This is a genomic window from Mucilaginibacter aquariorum (assembly GCF_024498135.1).
Taxonomy (GTDB): Bacteria; Bacteroidota; Bacteroidia; order Sphingobacteriales; family Sphingobacteriaceae; genus Mucilaginibacter; species Mucilaginibacter aquariorum.
Genome location: NZ_JANHOH010000015.1, coordinates 1 through 17,754, shown reverse-complemented (window position 1 = coordinate 17,754; position 17,754 = coordinate 1). Strand labels below are relative to the sequence as shown.

At 43.6% G+C, this 17,754-nt stretch carries 13 protein-coding genes and 1 rRNA gene; 10 read left to right on the top strand and 4 right to left on the bottom strand.

Translation table 11 applies throughout. The features are described from left to right. Window positions 1–68: 68 nt before the first annotated feature. The 6 genes from NPE20_RS25895 to NPE20_RS25870 all read left to right on the top strand — a co-directional run bounded on the left by NPE20_RS25895 (window position 69) and on the right by NPE20_RS25870 (window position 8,677). Window positions 69–371 (top strand): DUF4286 family protein, encoded by a 303-nt coding sequence (locus NPE20_RS25895; RefSeq protein ID WP_256541620.1) that lies wholly within the window; start codon window positions 69–71, stop codon window positions 369–371. Beyond that, a complete protein-coding gene (rfbC, locus tag NPE20_RS25890) occupies window positions 371–925 on the top strand; it encodes a dTDP-4-dehydrorhamnose 3,5-epimerase (RefSeq protein ID WP_256541619.1) in 555 nt (184 codons plus the stop codon). The genes NPE20_RS25895 and rfbC overlap by 1 nt, the downstream gene beginning before the upstream one ends. A 264-nt stretch (window positions 926–1,189) precedes the next feature. Next, window positions 1,190–2,023 carry a M57 family metalloprotease gene (locus NPE20_RS25885; RefSeq protein ID WP_256541618.1) on the top strand — a complete coding sequence of 278 codons (834 nt, stop codon included), beginning with the start codon at window positions 1,190–1,192 and terminating at the stop codon, window positions 2,021–2,023. A gap of 179 nt (window positions 2,024–2,202) precedes the next feature. Continuing rightward, window positions 2,203–4,923 (top strand): S8 family peptidase, encoded by a 2,721-nt coding sequence (locus NPE20_RS25880; protein ID WP_256541617.1) that lies wholly within the window; start codon window positions 2,203–2,205, stop codon window positions 4,921–4,923. 108 nt (window positions 4,924–5,031) lie between these two features. Then, entirely contained in the window at window positions 5,032–7,866 is a 2,835-nt protein-coding gene (locus tag NPE20_RS25875) for an outer membrane beta-barrel protein (protein ID WP_256541616.1), read from the top strand. 34 nt (window positions 7,867–7,900) lie between these two features. Continuing rightward, complete coding sequence (locus NPE20_RS25870; RefSeq protein WP_256541615.1) at window positions 7,901–8,677, top strand: GLPGLI family protein; 777 nt, start codon at window positions 7,901–7,903, stop codon at window positions 8,675–8,677. A 346-nt stretch (window positions 8,678–9,023) separates the two neighbouring features. Here NPE20_RS25870 and NPE20_RS25865 read toward each other — a convergent pair whose 3' ends face one another. From NPE20_RS25865 to NPE20_RS25855, 3 genes are all read right to left on the bottom strand, one after another. Continuing rightward, complete coding sequence (locus NPE20_RS25865; RefSeq protein ID WP_256541614.1) at window positions 9,024–9,893, bottom strand: sugar phosphate isomerase/epimerase family protein; 870 nt, start codon at window positions 9,891–9,893, stop codon at window positions 9,024–9,026. A 146-nt stretch (window positions 9,894–10,039) separates the two neighbouring features. Next, window positions 10,040–10,342 (bottom strand): GIY-YIG nuclease family protein, encoded by a 303-nt coding sequence (locus tag NPE20_RS25860; protein ID WP_256541613.1) that lies wholly within the window; start codon window positions 10,340–10,342, stop codon window positions 10,040–10,042. A gap of 458 nt (window positions 10,343–10,800) precedes the next feature. Continuing rightward, window positions 10,801–11,988 carry a Gfo/Idh/MocA family protein gene (locus tag NPE20_RS25855; RefSeq protein ID WP_256541612.1) on the bottom strand — a complete coding sequence of 396 codons (1,188 nt, stop codon included), beginning with the start codon at window positions 11,986–11,988 and terminating at the stop codon, window positions 10,801–10,803. Between the two features lie 1,339 nt (window positions 11,989–13,327). Here NPE20_RS25855 and NPE20_RS25850 point away from each other — a divergent pair. From NPE20_RS25850 to NPE20_RS25835, 4 genes are all read left to right on the top strand, one after another. Further along, complete coding sequence (locus NPE20_RS25850) at window positions 13,328–13,900, top strand: hypothetical protein (RefSeq protein ID WP_256541611.1); 573 nt, start codon at window positions 13,328–13,330, stop codon at window positions 13,898–13,900. Continuing rightward, window positions 13,897–14,712, top strand: coding sequence for a hypothetical protein (locus tag NPE20_RS25845; RefSeq protein ID WP_256541610.1), 816 nt, complete (start codon window positions 13,897–13,899; stop codon window positions 14,710–14,712). Before NPE20_RS25850 ends, NPE20_RS25845 begins: the two co-directional genes overlap by 4 nt. Window positions 14,713–15,204: 492 nt before the next feature. After that, on the top strand, window positions 15,205–16,236 hold the full coding sequence (locus NPE20_RS25840; protein ID WP_256541609.1) for an AAA family ATPase: 1,032 nt from the start codon (window positions 15,205–15,207) through the stop codon (window positions 16,234–16,236). Between the two features lie 214 nt (window positions 16,237–16,450). Next, window positions 16,451–17,461 carry a DUF6371 domain-containing protein gene (locus NPE20_RS25835; protein WP_256541608.1) on the top strand — a complete coding sequence of 337 codons (1,011 nt, stop codon included), beginning with the start codon at window positions 16,451–16,453 and terminating at the stop codon, window positions 17,459–17,461. Between the two features lie 185 nt (window positions 17,462–17,646). Here NPE20_RS25835 and rrf read toward each other — a convergent pair. Beyond that, a 5S ribosomal RNA gene (gene rrf / locus NPE20_RS25830) occupies window positions 17,647–17,754 on the bottom strand; the annotation flags it as partial.

The following is a 17,754-nucleotide window of genomic DNA, read 5'->3' as shown; positions in this document are numbered from 1 at the left end:
TCTATACCTAAAAGGAAATCATAAAACCAACCTGCTCAATCCAAAAATCATTTTACTATTTTTGCGCCATGATTGTATATAACGACACCGTAATTTTAGATGATACTGTTGAACAGGAATGGCTCGACTGGATGAAAAATGTACACATCCCGGCCGTTATGGCTACCGGCTATTTTAGCTCGTACCGTTTGTTAACAATAATCGATTCGCCCAACGATGGTATTACTTATTGTGTACAATTTAATGCGGATACCCTTGAGCAGTTTCAGGAATACTATACTAAACACTTGTTTAAATTTCAGGAGTTGCACCAACAGCAGTTCAACGAGCGTTTTGTGCTGTTTAATACCTTAATGAAAACTGTTGACTAATGACCATTACCGAAACAATTATACCCGGCGTACTACTGCTTGAACCAAAAGTTTTTAGCGATGAAAGGGGATACTTTTTTGAAAGCTACAGCAAACGCACTTTACTGGAGGCCGGTATCGATATTGATTTTGTTCAGGATAACCAATCTATGTCGCATAAAAATATAGTGCGCGGTTTGCATGCCCAAAAAGCGCCTTATGAACAGGGCAAACTGGTGAGGGTTTTGCAAGGTGCCGTAATGGATGTTGCGGTTGATGCCCGTAAAGGCTCGCCTACCTATGGCAGGCATGTATCTGTTGAACTTACCGCCGATAATAAAAAACAGCTATGGGTACCACCCGGCTGCCTGCATGGTTTTGTTAGCCTGATGGACAACACCATATTTGCCTACAAAGTAACCGCTTACTTTGGTAAGGACTCGGAAGTTGGCGTATTTTGGAACGATCCCGAACTGGCCATTGGCTGGGGCATTTCCGAAAAAGACGCCATAGTATCTGCCAAAGACCAGGTGCTCCCCGATTTTAAATCGCTTGTTAGTCCGTTTAACTATTAGATCAATAGGATCTAACAGGCGTATTTGCCATTTCCTTACAATTAATATTCATCAAAAAATAAATTAAACATTGCCCACTCCAGGCAATGTTTTTTATTTTCTATAAATAAACTTCCGCGATAACACAGGGCAATAAATTAACATTCACTATTTGTTAATTATTTGTTAAAAGTGGTGCAACTTTCCTAATTAGGGTTTCGTATAAAATATAAGGCTGGCCAGCTGCAAAATAACTTAACGAAATACTAAACAACTTTCAAACACATGAAAACAAGATTATTATTTAAAACCGGCATTATTGCCGCGTTCGGTGCAACCGTTTTACTTGCTTGTACCAAAAACAACAACAATGCTAATGTAACACCTGTAGCTAAGAGCGATGTTTCTGAGGCGGTGTTAAAAAACATTAAGGACCTGGGCTTTAGTACAGACCAGGTAAGAAAAGTTGGTGATGGTTACCTGGTAGAGGGTGATATATTACTAACCCAGGAAAACCTTACAGAGGCAAGCACCAGCCCTAATGTTCGTATTGCTGAAACTGAGCAGTACCGAACCACCAACTTAGTGAAAAACCTGCCACGTACTATAACCATATCCATATCAAACCTGCCAACGGTATATGGTACGGCTACGCAAAACGCTATTGCCCGTTACAACGCGCTTAACCTTAGCTTAAAATTCCAATTTGTTAGCAGCAGGGGCCAAATACAAATTGTTGGTTTTAACCAGGGCCCAAGCGGTGGTTACATTACTTTAGGTTCTTCGGGCTTCCCAACTAAAAGAGGCGAGGCATACAGCCAGATCCAAATGAACACCAATGAGCAGGCTTACGGTGCTAACCCTGACGTAAACTATTTAACTTCGGTTTTACAGCATGAAATGGGCCATTGCATTGGTTTCCGTCATACCGATTACTTTAACCGTGCATTTAGCTGCGGTGGTACTGCTGTAAACGAAGGTGCTTCAAATGTTGGCGCTATCCTTATTCCGGGTACCCCTTCAACTGCTGATGCCGGTTCATGGATGTTGGCTTGTTCAAACGGCGGCGACCGCACTTTTAATACTAATGATAAAGTTGCGCTTAACTATTTATACTAAACCTCATTATTGTTTTTAATTATTTAAGTAAGTAGTTTTACTTTTAAAGGGGGAGTTTGCACAGCTCCCCCTTACTTTTGTATAGTATGATTAAAAAGGTCGCCTGCTTTATTCTTTTTATTTTTGGCTCTAAATTAATCTACGCCCAAAAACCGATCAGTGATCGGTCTATCACACAAATGTACACCCCAACAACTGCCATGGGTGTTAAAAGTGACAGTATAAAATACTACCTGGTTAAATTTAAACAGCCTGCACCCGGCAGTTTTAAAAACCTGCATCCGGTAAAAAGGGTATCCTATAACTACTACATTGTTGCATCGCGCGGCACAATCACCACTACAGATAATATAATTAGCGTAGCCCCTTCCAACGCGTTATGGAAAGCCGATGATAACCTGGCCCGTTTAAACCAAAGCCACCCCAATGCCACAAAGATCATCGGCTTAGTTTTAAAACAACAGAACGCCGGTACACTATCCGAAATAAAAAAATACGGGGAAATTATCTCCATAAATGGCAACATGGTAAAGCTTAAAACGCAACTAAAGCAATTACCTGTTTTGCTACAGCACACTGATGTTTCTTTTGCCAGCCTTGACCGTAAGCCCCATCCCGAACTGGTTATTGATGATCTTGACCTTGGCGCTAATAACATATCGGCCATAGCTGATAACTATACAGATATTAATGGCAGCGGTATAAATGTAAGCGTAAAAGAAGAACATTATGATGCGGATGACCTTGACCTGCTTGCCCGTTCATTCACTTCGGTTACGCCAAGCGAAAATAACTCCGGCCATGCCACCATTATGGCAACATTGATAGGAGGTAACGGCAATTCGTTTATAAAAGGCCTTGGTGCTGCACCTGCGGTAAAATTTACCTCATCGGATTTTACAAGATTATTACCCGATACAGCTACCGCTTTTAAAACTTATAATATCAGCGTTCAAAACCACTCATACGGTACCGGCATCGAAAATTATTATGGCCTTGAGGCCGAGGCCTACGATAAGCAGATATATGAGAATGACTCTATAGTACATGTATTCTCGTCTGGTAATATCGGCACAAACACTTCGGAAACCGGTGTATATAGCGGGATTGCAAACATGGCTAACCTATCGGGCACATTTAAGCAGGCCAAAAATGTACTGGTTATTGGCGGTACAGGCCGTACAAATATCCCCGAAGCATTAAGCTCGGCCGGCCCGGCTTATGATGGCCGTATTAAACCAGAACTGGTTGCCGATGGTGAAGATGGCACTTCGGGCGCTGCGGCGTTAACGTCCGGTACCGTTGCCCTGCTGCAGCAGGCTTATAAAAAACAGTATAACAGCCTTCCGTCAGCAGCATTAATAAAAAGTGTGCTCATTAATTCTGCCGATGATATAGGCAACCCGGCGGTTGATTATAAAACCGGTTACGGAAAACTAAATGCTTTAGAAGCCGCCAGAACCATTACCGACGCCCGGTTCAAAGCCGGCACCGTTGCCGATAAAATGCAAACAAGTTACCAGGTAACCGTGCCGCCAAATTGCAGGCTGCTAAAGGTTTCGTTAGCATGGAACGATGCTCCTGCACAGCTAAATGCGCCCTACGCGTTAATTAATGACCTCGACCTATCCATCACCACACCCGCTGGGGCTATCCTGTTACCCTGGACGCTGAGTACCTATCCTACGACTGATTCTTTACTAAAAGCTGCTAAAATGCAGCGCGATACCCTTAATAATACCGAACAGGTAACCTTACAAAACCCGCCGGCAGGGGTCTATACAATTTACGTTAAAGGCAGCCGGGTAACACAGGGCCCGCAATCCTTTTACATTGCCTGGCAAAATCAGCTTGCCGATGTGTTTGAATGGACATCCCCATCGGGCAATAATATTATTTTAGCTAATGAAGATAACTACCTGCGCTGGCAAAACACTTTTAATACATCTACGGGCAACTTAAGCGTTAGCTATGATCATGGGGCTAACTGGCAACAAATTGCTGCAGGCGTTGCGTTAAATGCGGATGGTTACAAGTGGACTGCACCCGATGTATTTACCCCTGCCATGCTAAAAATGCACGTCAATGATCAGGATGTTATCAGTAAGGAGTTTACTATATCTAAACCTTTAACATTGCAGGTTGGGTATAACTGTACAAGCGGCACCCTATTGCATTGGAACCCGCAACCCGGTGCAACAGGCTATGTGATATACACTATTAAAGATAACCTGCTGCAAAAACTAACTACAAGTAGCGATACATCAGTTGTAGTACCTGCCACAATGCAATCATCAAACTATTATGCGGTGAGTGCGCAGGGCAATGGTTTTGAAGGGGTAAAAAGCTATACTATAGATGTTACCACACAAGGCGTTGGCTGTTATGTGCGTACACTATTGGCCGATGTTAAGGATAATAAAGCGATCGCGCTTTCCCTGCAGATAGGTAGTGTATTAAATTTGAAAACCATAACCTGGGAAAAGCTTACCGGGACAGATCAATATGTAGCACTGGGCACAACCAATATCACGGCAAGCGCTTTGGATTATCAGTTTACAGATACTTCGCCAAAAAAAGGCATTAATTATTACCGGGTTAAACTTACAACAACAGATGGTACCAGCATCTACTCTGACCTGGCAAGCGCCGTACTTTTACAAAGTAACCAGTTCACCCTGTTCCCAAACCCGGTAGGTGCACAGCTTACTATTTTAAGCGGTGAATCAAACGATTATGAGTTTAAGCTTTACGATGCCATGGGTAAGTTAAGCTTTAGTAAAACATTCAACGGGTTCGAAAATACTATCCCGCTTAGCCTTATGCCCGGCACCTATATAAGCGTTATCACACTCAAGGGAAAAATTTTATATACAGGTAAAATTTTAAAGTCACCGTAACAATAACGCTACTCAGACAGTCTTAAGGCAGATTTAACATTTTTTAACAAGCCTGTCTTTTTATTACTAAGATTTTAGTTATACCTTGGCTACTCATTAAACCTAAGTATGAAGTTCACAATTACGGCCCTGGTATTTTTCTGCCTGTGCTCTCTTTCTACCCTTGCCCAAACCTCTTATTCGGTTAAAGGTAACTCTGTTGATAGCGTTGCCAACCTAAAGCTGGTAAACACATCTGTTAGTATATTAAACGCTAAAGATTCTACCTTGCGTAAGTTTACCCGGGCAGCAGCTAATGGCTCGTTTAATATAACAAACCTTAACAAAGGCAAGTTTATTTTGCTGGTAACCTACCCCGGCTATGCCGATTATGTAGAACATTTTACCTTAGATTCTATCAAAACAACCCTCAATGTAGGTAACATCAACATGAACCTAAAATCGAGGTTATTAAACGAGGTATTGATAAAAGGTACGGTGGCCGCTATAAAAATTAAAGGTGATACTACCGAGTTTAATGCCAAAGCTTATACTATTCAACCCAATTCGAAGGTGGAAGACCTGCTTAAGCAACTACCCGGTATACAGGTTGATAAGGATGGCAAAATTACAGCCCAGGGCCAAACCGTAAACAAGGTATTGGTTGATGGCGAAGAGTTTTTTGGCGACGATCCTACCCTGGTTACCAAAAACATTCGTGGCGATATGGTAGATAAGGTACAGCTTTACGATAAAAAAAGCGACCAGGCTACCTTTACCGGTATTGATGACGGCGAGAAAACCAAAACCATTAATATTAAGCTAAAAGAAGATAAAAAGAACGGCTACTTTGGTAAAATAGATGCCGGTATTGGTACCGATGGTTTTTACCAGGGACAAGGCCTTTACAATAAGTTTAAGGGCAAAAAGAAATTCAGCGTTTACGGCACCTTTGGCAACACGGGTAAAACAGGCTTAGGCTGGAACGATAATAATAAACTGGGCACTGGTGATGGCATCCAGTTTAATGATGACGGTAATGCCTATATTGATGGTGGCGGCAGAGACGGTGGCCTCGACTCGTTTAGCGGGAGATATGATGGGCAGGGTATCCCTGTTGCTAACACCGGTGGTGTGCACTATGATGATAAATGGAAAAATGATAAATATGCCTTAAACACCAACTATAAGGTTGGTAATTTAGAGGTTGATGGTACGCGCAACAATAAATCGCAACAAAACCTGCCGCCTAACCCTACCGATCCAACTGCGAATACGGTTATCGATACAAAAAGCGATGAAACATTTAACAACTCCATGTTCAGGCAAAAGCTTGACGCTACTTATACCGTTAAGCTTGATACCACTACCACTTTAAAGGTATCGGTAGATGGTACTTTAAAAAACAGCGATACCCATAGCACTTACAATGCAGAAAGCAGGCGCCTTGATAGCACCATGCTAAACACCAACGACCGTACACTTACCAACAAGGTAGATCAGCAGCTGTTTAATGCATCGGCCTTCCTTACCAAAAAATTAAAGAAAACAGGTCGTACGCTATCATTAAACGTTACGGCGGGTGCTACCGAAAGCAAGGCACGCGGGTTCTTAAAATCAGACCTGGAAACGTTCGACCTTCAGGGCCAGCCTGCAAGCAGCCAGATCACCGATCAGTTAAAAACCGATAACACAAAAACCAGCAGGTTTAATACCAATTTAACCTACACCGAGCCACTTACCAAGGCATTGTCTCTTGTATTAAACTACGGGTTTGGCTTAAACAATAGCAATGCCGACAGGCGCTCGTTTAATAATACGGGCACCGTTGGTAACCCTAATTATACCTTGCTGGATACTACCTTTAGTAACCACTACATATTTAACCAAACATCAAACCAGGGTGGTTTAAACTTTAATTATAAAAAAGGCAAAAGCAACCTGCGTTTCGGTACGCGTATCACCAATGTAAATTATAAGCAGGAAGATGAAATATCCGGCAACTCTGCCAGTCGTAGTTTCACCAACTGGAGCCCTCAGGCAAATTATTCGTACAAGTTTTCTACTTACAGCTCGCTAAACATTGGGTACTATGGTAACCAAACGCAACCTACTATTGATCAGCTGCAACCCATTCGTGTAAATACCGATCCTACCAACATCGTGTTAGGTAACCCGGATCTGAAACCATCTTTCACCAACGGCTTTTTTGGTTACTATAACTTGTACAAGGTTATCAGCGATCAGTCGGTTTGGTTAAATGGTAACTATAACTTTACCACCAACCCAATTGTTAGCAATGTAGTTACCGATAACGAAGGTAAAAGCACTATACAAGCCGTTAACCTTAGCGGGCAAAGGCAATCTAACTATAATTTTGGGCTCGACCTGAGCCGCAAGCTAAGCTTTATAGGTATGAATATTAACGGAAGGTTAAACACCGGCGGTAATATTTATTACAGCATGCAAAACAACGAGCTTAACAAAACAAAATCGAATAATTACTCGGGCACAATAGGCTTATCAAAATATAAAGAGAAAAAATATTCGATATTTTTAAACGGAGGCCCTAATTACACCGTAGGCCAATCATCATTACAACCGGATAGAAACAATAACGGCTATGGTTTTAGTGCCGATTACTACATTAACTTTTACCTGCCCGGCAAAATACAGATAAGCAGCGATGGTCAGTACCAGTATAAGGCCGCATCACAATCGTTCAGTACCGATTTTAGGCAAACCATACTTAACGCCAGCATAACCAAAGCATTTTTCAAAAGCGAGAATTTGAAGCTGGTATTAAGAGGTAACGATTTGCTGAACCAAAACTCGGGCTTTACGCGCAGTGCATCAAGCACGTCGTATACCGAAAACAGGTACACCACTATCCGCAGGTATTATATGCTATCGGTTGTGTGGGATTTTAGCGGAATGGGTGGCGGTGCACCTGCAAAGAAATAAGTAAGGCATAAACCAAAAAAAGAAATATCAAGCAATGAAGAAGCATATATTAATATTACTTACCTGCCTGTTTAGCGGTAGCGCCCTGTTTGCACAAAACGCGCACTTTACCACATCGGGCACTATCGAGTACGAAAAAAGGGTAAACATGTACGGGGTGATAAAAAACGTTATCAACAAGGATAACGAGAGCTGGTATACCCCTGCATTTGAGGCGTATAAAAAAAGCAACCCGCAATTTAAAGTACTTAAAAGCAAGTTAACCTTCGGCGATAACAAAACCCTGTACGCACCACTTCCTGATGATGCACCGCCATCAAACAGCTGGTTTAGCGATATGCCCCTGGCACAACAGATCAACACCATTTATACCGACCTAAACACTAACCTTAGCGTCACCAATAAAAAGGTATTTGAAGAGACCTTTTTGGTAAAAGATACCGCCCGCAAAATTACCTGGAAAATAACCGACGAAACTCGCGAAATTGCCGGTTATATGTGCCGACGTGCAAATGCTATTGTTATGGATTCTATTTACGTGGTAGCCTTTTACAGCGATGAGATCCCCCTATCCGGCGGCCCCGAATCTTTTGTAGGCTTACCGGGTATGATACTGGGCCTTGCCCTGCCGCACGAAAACGTTACCTGGTTTGCCACCAAAGTAACCGATGTACCTATCCCCGAAACTGCTTTAAAGGTGCCTACCAAGGGCAAGGCGGTTAACTACACCGGCCTTAAAACCACCCTTACCAATGTTATGAAGGATTGGGGCGAATACGGTAAAAAGTTCTTTAAGATCTATCTTTTATAGAGGAGTCAAGATGTAAGAATCAAGAGTCAAGACATAAAAAAGCCTGTATAGTTTGTGAACCATACAGGCTTTTTGCGTACTGTCCGTCCGTCCATGGGAAAGGGTTTGGCGGACATTATGGCGGACAGGTAATTTGTTGGTTAAGATTCCCTCCCTGGGGAGGGGTGTGTTGGCCTATGTGGTGGCAGGGAGGGGTTTATTCGCCCTGCTTTACGCCAAAACCCCTCCCTAACCCTCCCAAGGGAGGGAACTTTCCTTTTGTCATGGTGAGCCTGTCGAACCATTTGCGGACTATGCCTTCACGCACGTCCTTCGACAAGCTCAGGATGACCCGCCACTTAGCTTGCTACACCAGCTTCATTCCCTTCAAATACATGGCGTTCTTCCGGGCGCTTTGCAGTGGGGTTTCGTTGTAGAAACGGCTTTGCTCTACAAAAAAGTAACGCATGCCTGTATCCTGCCCGGTTGTAATAAACTTCTTGAAATCGATGATCCCCTCGCCCAAATCACAGGCCGATTCATCCTTACTGCCGGCGGGGAGGCGTTTCCTGAGCACATCTCGCATGTGGGCAAGCTTGAAGCGGCCTTTATGGTTTTTCATGTAGGCGTATGGGTCGGCACCCTCGGTTACGGCGTAGTATACGTCCATCTGAAAATCTACCGTTTCCGGGTTGGTATCGGCTAACAACACATCAATTGGCAACTGCCCCTCTACCGGTTTGTAGGGGTAATCGTGCGGGTGATAGCCAAACCTTAGGCCATACTTACGGCAGATATTGCCACGCGAGTTAAAATCGTCGGCAAAGGTTTTAAAGGTTTCTATAGACTTTTGCGGGCCTAACCAGGGACATATCAAATACTTCATGCCAATTTCTTCACACTGCGCCGCCAACCTGTCAAACTCGTCCAGCGTGCCGGGGTTGTAATGGCTGCTTACCAAGGTTAAGCCGAAGCCTGCCGCTATCTTCTTAAATTCGGTATTGGTTTTACCCCAAAATATGCCTTTATTACTGCCGTAGCTTTCTATTTGGGTGTAGCCCCATGCGCCCAGTTGTTTAAGGGTGCTGATAGGGTCGCGCTCCATATCTTCTTTAACCATGTAAAGCTGGATGCCACGGGCGGGTTTTGTCCGTCCGGTTATGGTTGCGGACATTGCAGGTGATGCGGACAATGCTGCCAGCATGCCGCTGCTGTATATAAAGTTTCTTCTGTTCATATTGGTTTATTTAACAAATTGTCATTTCGAACGAACGTAGTGAGGAGAAATCTTCTACGCCCTGCTTTTTCGGATGCAAGGAGTTACTTACTGCTCGTAGAATATTTCCCCTCGTACCTCGTTCGAAATGACCCAGTTTATTATATTTATTCAATTACTTCATCATTTAAAAACTTCCATTCCGGGTTAATAGATGCAATCAGAGCATCCTTTTTCTCCCTTCGCCACTTCTTTATTTCTTTCTCACGTTCTATGGCATGTTCAATATTCGAGAAATGCTCATAGTGAACTAAATTATAGCAATAGTATTTCCCGGTAAACGACTTACCTGTGCCTTTATTCTCTTTATGTTCGTACAGCCTCCTGCTCAAATCATTTGTAACACCGATGTATAATACGGTTCTGTCGTGATTGGTGGTGATGTAAACATAAAAGTTATAGTTCCACATATTGTTATTAAATTAAAGATCGGTCATTTCGGATGCAAGGCGCTTACTTACTGCTTGTAGAAGATTTCTCCTCGTACCTCGTTCGAAATGACATAGTTTATTATTATCGTCTTCGTTTACAATTTATTAAATATCTATGTCATTTCGAACGAACGTAGTGAGGAGAAATCTTCTACGCCCTGCTTTTTCAGATGCAAGGCGCTTACTTACTGCTCGTAGAAGATTTCTCCTCGTACCTCGTTCGAAATGACATAGTTTATCATTAGCGTCTACCCTGCGTTAGGGATTGCAGCGGATACCGGCCCCGCGCCTAATGCCTGTGCGCGTATGAGCGTAAAGCCCGGGCCGAAGGTAACGCCATTGAGAAAAGAGGCAAGACCCGGAGGATAGCTTTCAATAAGCTTAGAGTAACCAACCTTCTTTCCTGTCTTGATTCTTGACTCTTGATTCTCCTCTCCCTACAAATCCCTCACTACAACTTCCCCTGTCGTTTTATCCTTTAACAACAGCTTGCGGTCGCCGTGGGGGAGGATCTCTTCTTTAATGAGGTAATACTGCTCATCGTAATTGGCAAATTCGGTGGCTATTTTGGTATCGTTGCTGCCGCGCCAATCATCCAGTTTTACGGGTTCCCACACGCCGCTTTTGGCCGATGCGTAGGCCGCGTCGATTATGGCGTTTACCACGTAGCCATCGTAGAACGTTTCGGCAGGCGGTCGGTTTTGCTCAATGGCCTCAAACATATCGGTAAACATGTGGTTGTAGCCCAGCTCGTTCACCTCGTCGCCAACCGGGAAAAGCCAGCCTTGGCTGCTCTCGGCCTTTTCGGCAACGTAACCGCCGCCCTTGCCGGTGCTAAACATATCAAATCCGGTACGCAAGAAATTGTTTATCCAGATGGTGCCCTCGGTGCCCATCACCTCGTCGCGCAGGTCCATACCGCCGCGGAAACACCAGCTTACCTCAAACTGACCAATAGCACCGTTGGCATATTTGACCATGCCTATGGCATTGTCTTCGGCATCAATAGGGTGCACCTGCGTGGCCGCCCAGCACATCACCTCTACCGGGCGAATGTCCTTACCTATATAACTGCGGGCAATTTCGATGCAGTGGCAACCGAGGTCGACAATGCAACCGCCACCGCTTTGTTCTTTATCCCAAAACCAGTTGCTGTGCGGGCCGGGGTGCGCCTCGCGGCTTTTGGCCCAAAGTATGCGCCCCAATGCGCCCGCCTTTACGCTGGCTAAACTTTTATTAAACTTGGGCGTGTAACACAGATCTTCCAGGTAGCCGCCCATAACGCCCGCCTGCTCTACCAGATCCAGCATTTGTTTGGCTTCATGAGCGGTACGACCGAGTGGTTTGGTACACAGCATATGCTTACCCGCTTTGGCGCAGGCCTCAACAGCGGCAAGGTGCAGATCGTTAGGGAGCGAAATTACGACTACATCCACCTCGGGATGGTTCACCACCTCGTGCATATTGTCGCTATAGATGGGGAGTTTATAATCGTTGGCAAATTGTTTGGCTTTATCCACGTTACGACTGTACACAGCGTGCAGAACATCCAGCCTGCGGTGCCCAATCAGCGAATCGGCATAGAAACGCGCTATAAAGCCCGAGCCAAGCATAGCAATTTTCATAAGCAGTAAATTTATAATGGTTTGTGTGGTTAAGATAAGGATTTTTTAGATGTGCAGATATGCGGATGTGCAAATATGCAGATGATTTGGCCCTGCGCGTCGGTGCCTCACCACCACCATGTCATTTCGAATGAGGTACGAGGAGAACCGAACGGAGTGAGCTCATCAAAGCCCTTAAAAAATATAAACACTTGATAAATCTTGTTCGACTGATAGGTAACGAACTTTCAAAGCTCCGTTAGGTCGTGAGTTAGTGCTCCGTTAGGTGCGGCAGTATGTGATCTTTGGCCTGTGGATGTTCATTTCTTTTCTCTCAAAAGAAACGAACCAAAGATACTTAGCGTAGCGATCTCATGAACGTAGTGAATAACGTCGCGGCTGCGTCGTGTCGCTATTAAAGGTTCTGCTGTGGCAGGGATTGTGCTATCCGCAACACGCCAATGCCGCATTAGGTAGCTAACGTTCTGTTTGTGAGGGCTCGGAGTGGTGGTGAAGTTGGGCGGTTAAACCCCTCCCTGCCTTTGCGCTCGTGGTTCGACAAGCTCACCATGACAACCACCCCCGCCGTCCCTATCGAAGAGCGCGGGGCCGACAAAAAACCGGGGCCGATGGGTAAAGGCCTGTGCGGGGAAGGATTTTTTTGTCTTGATTTTTGGTTACTTTGTATCAAGACAAAGTAACAGCCCTCCGCGGCGAATGAGCGGGCTACAGTTCGTCAAGCACAAACCCATCCTACTACCACCACCAATACTAAACCGAACCCACCACCAATAAACTAATGAACTAATGAACCAATAAGTAAAGGTGCTGTAGCAACAATCGGTTACGGTAGCCCCGCTATCCGCTTATACGCCTGCAGGCCTTAGGCGCAAGAAGGCCGGTATCCGCTGCTATCGGGTTTAGGTAACACGGAGCTGTCCGTCCGTCCGCAGGTACGGGTATGGCGGACGGGGTGGCGGACAGTTTGAGCTACTCCCCACCATGCCATTACGATGGTATGATGCCTAAAATTCTGGTTTTACTAAAAAGGACGTTTTTAGGTCGTTTTGGGTCGAAATTTGGCGTTTGGGGTGCGGTAATGGATAGTTTGAGGCCGTTTTGAGGCGTTTTGGAGGTAAGAAAATCATCTCCCCATATTGTCTATTTCGGACGAGTGAGAAACTCAACTCCCCACCCTGTCATTTCGAACGAGGTACGAGGAGAAATCTTGTACGCCTTGCTTGTTAACGCTTGCGGTCGCGAGGCATCCGTATGAATAAAGAGGATGAAATTTAAAATATCCCATCTCCTTTTATTATTGTTAATGTTTTTATAAGTTTATAGAAATAACCTTAACCTAATGTCAAAAGAACTAATACCTGAAATAAAAGCGAATTACGCGTTTTATAATAAGGTTTTACGAGAGAGAAAATCAGTTTTTGATAGTTTGATAAGTATCGAAGAAATTGGCAACAATAGTAATGTCCTAGAGAGCAATAACAATATTGCACACCTTTCATTGCCAAATGCTATTGTTTTAAGAATCAATGTTAAAGTTAATAATCATAACTTTTTTCAATTCAAACTAAGGTGTACGGATTTATGTGCAGTTCCCTTTTTTAGATATGATAGTGATGGGGATACACATAGAAATTATGATGAAAGCATTCCATTGGAAGATCAGCAAGTACCTGCACCTCACTTTCATTATTACAATGAAAATGGAATAAACATAGCTTATAAAACTCCTTCTTTACTTGATGAAAATGAAACCAAAGCTTTAGAGGATATAAATATTTGTATTAAACATTTTTGCCATGAAGCGAACCTTCGGCTCAATGACGATGATTTTCCAGAAATACAGATTTTACCTGGCCAAATTCCATTAAAAGTTACTTCTGACGATCCAAATTCAAATGTAAACTTCATATGATTTACGAACCTATTTTTCAAAGCGTCATAGCATCTTTCGACAAGCTATGGAAGTTCAAAGTAAGAGGGAACTCTTTGGAAATAATTACTCCATATGTCACAACATCCCAAAAATTTATATCGGTCTTTCTTTCTGAAAAAGATAATGAGTATGTAATTTCTGATGGCGGATGGGTAGATTCAAATATGTATGAATCTATCTTGAATTTTGAAGATGATATTTTTAACAGAGCCTTTTTCCACTATTATAATTCCTTTAACATTAAAGAGGTTTACGGGTTTAATAAAGTTAAATATTATTATAAAAAAACCTCAAAAGCTTTTGCTATACCTTCATTGATTTTTGACTTATCTAACTTTATTGCTTCAATTATAAGTTTATCGGAAATTGATTTTGTTGATAAGCAAGAAAAAGAAACCAAAGAAAGGTTCCAAAGAACAGCTAACTCATTCATTCAAAGCATTGTTCCAGAAGACAAGTTAGAATTAGGAGCGTATTTAGGGAAAAATAATGAGGTACGAATTAGCGCCGTAATTAGAAAACCAAAAAGTAAGCTGATATTAATTCATTATATAACGGGTAGCACTCCTGGATATTTTTTTAATAGTATAACAAGGACTAATTTCTTATTTGAATTAGCTGCAAAAGGATTATATAAAGAACAAATTGAAAATAAAATTTCATTGATAGATAATATTGCTTCTGGTTATAATCCAGAGCACTTTAATAGTTCACTTCGGCACTTGTTAGAAAATACACACTCAGAAATGGTAAACTGGTCTGAAAGAGACAAACTTAAACAATTAGTTTAGCCCCTGTCCGTCCGTCCACCCTCCCCGACACCCGCGGCCACTTTCGGACAATATTTTTAAATAATTCTTTATTATATACAGATATTTCTTTATATTTGTAATGAACATAATCCTCCCCGGGCTTTTAGTCCGTCCGCAACTGTCCAGAGCTACCCGCTCCCCCGGACGGACGGACACCCAACCAAACATTGTACTATAGCACTGTACCCCCGTGGCACAGATGAAAGCCTCTTGTTAAAATGGGTTAATGGAGGGGTATTTTCTGATAAATCCTGAAGGATTTATAATTAGTGAATTATTGAATTAGTGAATTAGTGATTGAGGAAGCTCATTCGCCATTCGCTAATTAGTGAATTATTGAGTTAGTGAATTAGTGATTGAGGAAGCACATTCGCTACCTCCCTAATTCGCAATTCATAACTCAGTAATTCACTAATTAATTACCTCGCTAATTTCTAATTCAATAATTCACTAAATCAATAATTAACTCCCATGCTTCAACTAAACGCTGCCGACTTGCAGCAACACAGCTTAAACCAATTAAACCAACCCGATACCGGTACCGATAGTGTGCTGATGCTTCGTGATGCTAACTACTGGATGCAGGAAGCCAGCCAAACGCCTATCCCCCAAATGCTTTTTGGTAAATTTTGGCACCAGGGCGAAGTATGCATCCTGTTTGCCGATAGTAACCTGGGTAAAAGTATACTCGCCGTACAAATTGCTGATGCCATTACCAAGGGCACAGGCCAAAATCCCTTTGATGTGGAAGCACCTGCGCAGCCTGTTGTTTACCTCGATTTCGAGCTTACCGATAAGCAGTTTGAAGCCCGCTACTCGCAGGAGTATACCAACCATTATCTGTTTAACCAAACCTTTGTGCGTGGCAAAATAAACCCCGACATTGAACTGCCAAACGGTTTTAACGATTTCGACGAGTACCTGATACATGATTTGGAACGATCTGTAATTGAAACCAACGCCAAAGTGTTTATTATTGATAACCTTACCTACCTGCGTAACGAAACCGAGCAGGCAGCAGGTGCACTCCCTTTAATGAAACAGCTTAAAACCCTTAAAAACAAGTACGGTTTAAGTATATTGGTACTGGCGCACACCCCCAAGCGCGACCTTACCCAACCCATTACCCGTAACGATTTGCAGGGCAGTAAAATGCTGATGAACTTTTGCGATAGCGCCTTTACCATTGGCGAAAGCAACGCCGATAACAATATGCGTTATCTTAAGCAAATAAAGCAGCGCAATACCGAGCAGGTTTACGGCGATAACAACATTTGCCTTTGCCGCATAAACAAACCCGATAACTTTTTGCATTACCAGTTTGTAAGCTTTGGCGAAGAGCGGCTACAGCTGATACGCAAAAAAGGCGAGCGTAGCGAAGAAGAGCTAATGGCCCGGGTTGCCGATTTGAAAGCATCGGGCCGTAGCCTGCGCGAAATTGGCAAAGAGCTAAACATCACCCACCAAAAGGCTGACAGGATGCTGAAAGCCTATTTAGGTTAACCTCGCCAATAGATCCTGCCTGTCCGTCCGTCCGCAGGAGCCGTACTTTTTGGACGGACGGACACCCACGACTTTATTCCCTCCCTAAATTTCAGGCGTCATTGCGAGCGTAGCGCGGCAATCTCTTTAGGACAGTTGTACACCTTACTTAAACGATTTGCTTAAAGAGATTGCTTCGTACCTCGCAATGACGATCTGTTTAAATATTACCCCAATGACCTACAAATACCACCTACAACCCTACAGCGCACAAACGCGCTATCGCTGCCCCGGGTGCAACCACCGCAGCAAAACCTTTACCCGTTATATTGATACCGATACCGGCGAGGAGCTTGCGCCTCATGTAGGCCTGTGCGACAGGCAGGATAAATGCGGTTATCACTTTACACCTAAGCAGTATCTGAAAGAAACAGGGGGATATAAGCTGGTAACAGGCAATAAACAGTTTACCACAGGCCCTAAACGGCACGGCGTTAAGCCATCCTCACAGCAAGCCGATTATTACATAAGCCCCGATTATGTAAACGATAGCTTTGTAAACTACCACAAAAATAATTTTGTACAGTACCTTATAAACCGTTTTGGGCTGGATACCGCCGATGCCCTGGTAGGCCGTTACCGCATTGGTACCAGTAGCCACTGGCATGGCGCAACCGTATTTTGGCAGCTTGATGCGCAGGGTTATGTGCGTACAGGTAAAATAATGCTGTACAACATGCAAAACGGTAAACGGGTAAAGCAACCTTATAACCACATTACCTGGGCACATACCCAAATATTAAGGCAGATGAACGACAGCGGTGGGCAGTTATCAGTTGGCAGTGGGCAGCAATGCAATGCAAACTGCCAACCGCGAACTGCAAACTTTGTATTAAACCAATGTTTGTTTGGCGAGCATTTGTTGATAGCAGCGCCTTATAAACCCGTAGCTATTACCGAGAGCGAGAAAACGGCCATTATAGCCAGCGCGTTAATGCCGGCGTTTATATGGCTGGCCAGCGGTAGTTTAGATGGATTGAACCTTGCCAAGTGTAAAGTATTACAGGGTCGCAAGGTAATGCTGTTCCCCGATGTTAATGCATACAGCAAATGGAAGCTAAAGGCGGCGGAGCTGCAAAGAGCTATGCCGGGCACTACGTTCAGGGTATCAAACGATTTAGAGCGTATGGCCAGTGAAACCGACAGGGTAAAGGGTATTGATTTGGGTGATGTGGTGTTTGTGTAGGATAGGGGGTGTCCGCGGTAGTGTACGTAAAGTGCGGCAGTAGTGGACGGACGGACAGGGTGAGGAAGTTTGCAGTTGGCGGTGTGTAGTTAGCAGTTAGCCCGCTTATCATCATCCTCTTAGCAGTTAAAAAACCTTTAAAACAAAGAAACCCCCATGCTTACGCAAGGGGGTTTAACTTTAAGATTGGGCACCGACCTACTCTCCCACATTTTACTGCAGTACCATCGGCTCTGGCGGGCTTAACTTCTCTGTTCGGAATGGGAAGAGGTGGACACCGCCGATATAGGCAC

Coding starts and splice junctions, on each gene's coding strand:
- NPE20_RS25895 (WP_256541620.1), top strand. CDS start 69: ATGATTGTATATAACGACACCGTAATTTTAGATGATACTGTTGAACAG.
- rfbC (WP_256541619.1), top strand. CDS start 371: ATGACCATTACCGAAACAATTATACCCGGCGTACTACTGCTTGAACCA.
- NPE20_RS25885 (WP_256541618.1), top strand. CDS start 1,190: ATGAAAACAAGATTATTATTTAAAACCGGCATTATTGCCGCGTTCGGT.
- NPE20_RS25880 (WP_256541617.1), top strand. CDS start 2,203: ATGTACACCCCAACAACTGCCATGGGTGTTAAAAGTGACAGTATAAAA.
- NPE20_RS25875 (WP_256541616.1), top strand. CDS start 5,032: ATGAAGTTCACAATTACGGCCCTGGTATTTTTCTGCCTGTGCTCTCTT.
- NPE20_RS25870 (WP_256541615.1), top strand. CDS start 7,901: ATGAAGAAGCATATATTAATATTACTTACCTGCCTGTTTAGCGGTAGC.
- NPE20_RS25865 (WP_256541614.1), bottom strand. CDS start 9,893: ATGAACAGAAGAAACTTTATATACAGCAGCGGCATGCTGGCAGCATTG.
- NPE20_RS25860 (WP_256541613.1), bottom strand. CDS start 10,342: ATGTGGAACTATAACTTTTATGTTTACATCACCACCAATCACGACAGA.
- NPE20_RS25855 (WP_256541612.1), bottom strand. CDS start 11,988: ATGAAAATTGCTATGCTTGGCTCGGGCTTTATAGCGCGTTTCTATGCC.
- NPE20_RS25850 (WP_256541611.1), top strand. CDS start 13,328: ATGTCAAAAGAACTAATACCTGAAATAAAAGCGAATTACGCGTTTTAT.
- NPE20_RS25845 (WP_256541610.1), top strand. CDS start 13,897: ATGATTTACGAACCTATTTTTCAAAGCGTCATAGCATCTTTCGACAAG.
- NPE20_RS25840 (WP_256541609.1), top strand. CDS start 15,205: ATGCTTCAACTAAACGCTGCCGACTTGCAGCAACACAGCTTAAACCAA.
- NPE20_RS25835 (WP_256541608.1), top strand. CDS start 16,451: ATGACCTACAAATACCACCTACAACCCTACAGCGCACAAACGCGCTAT.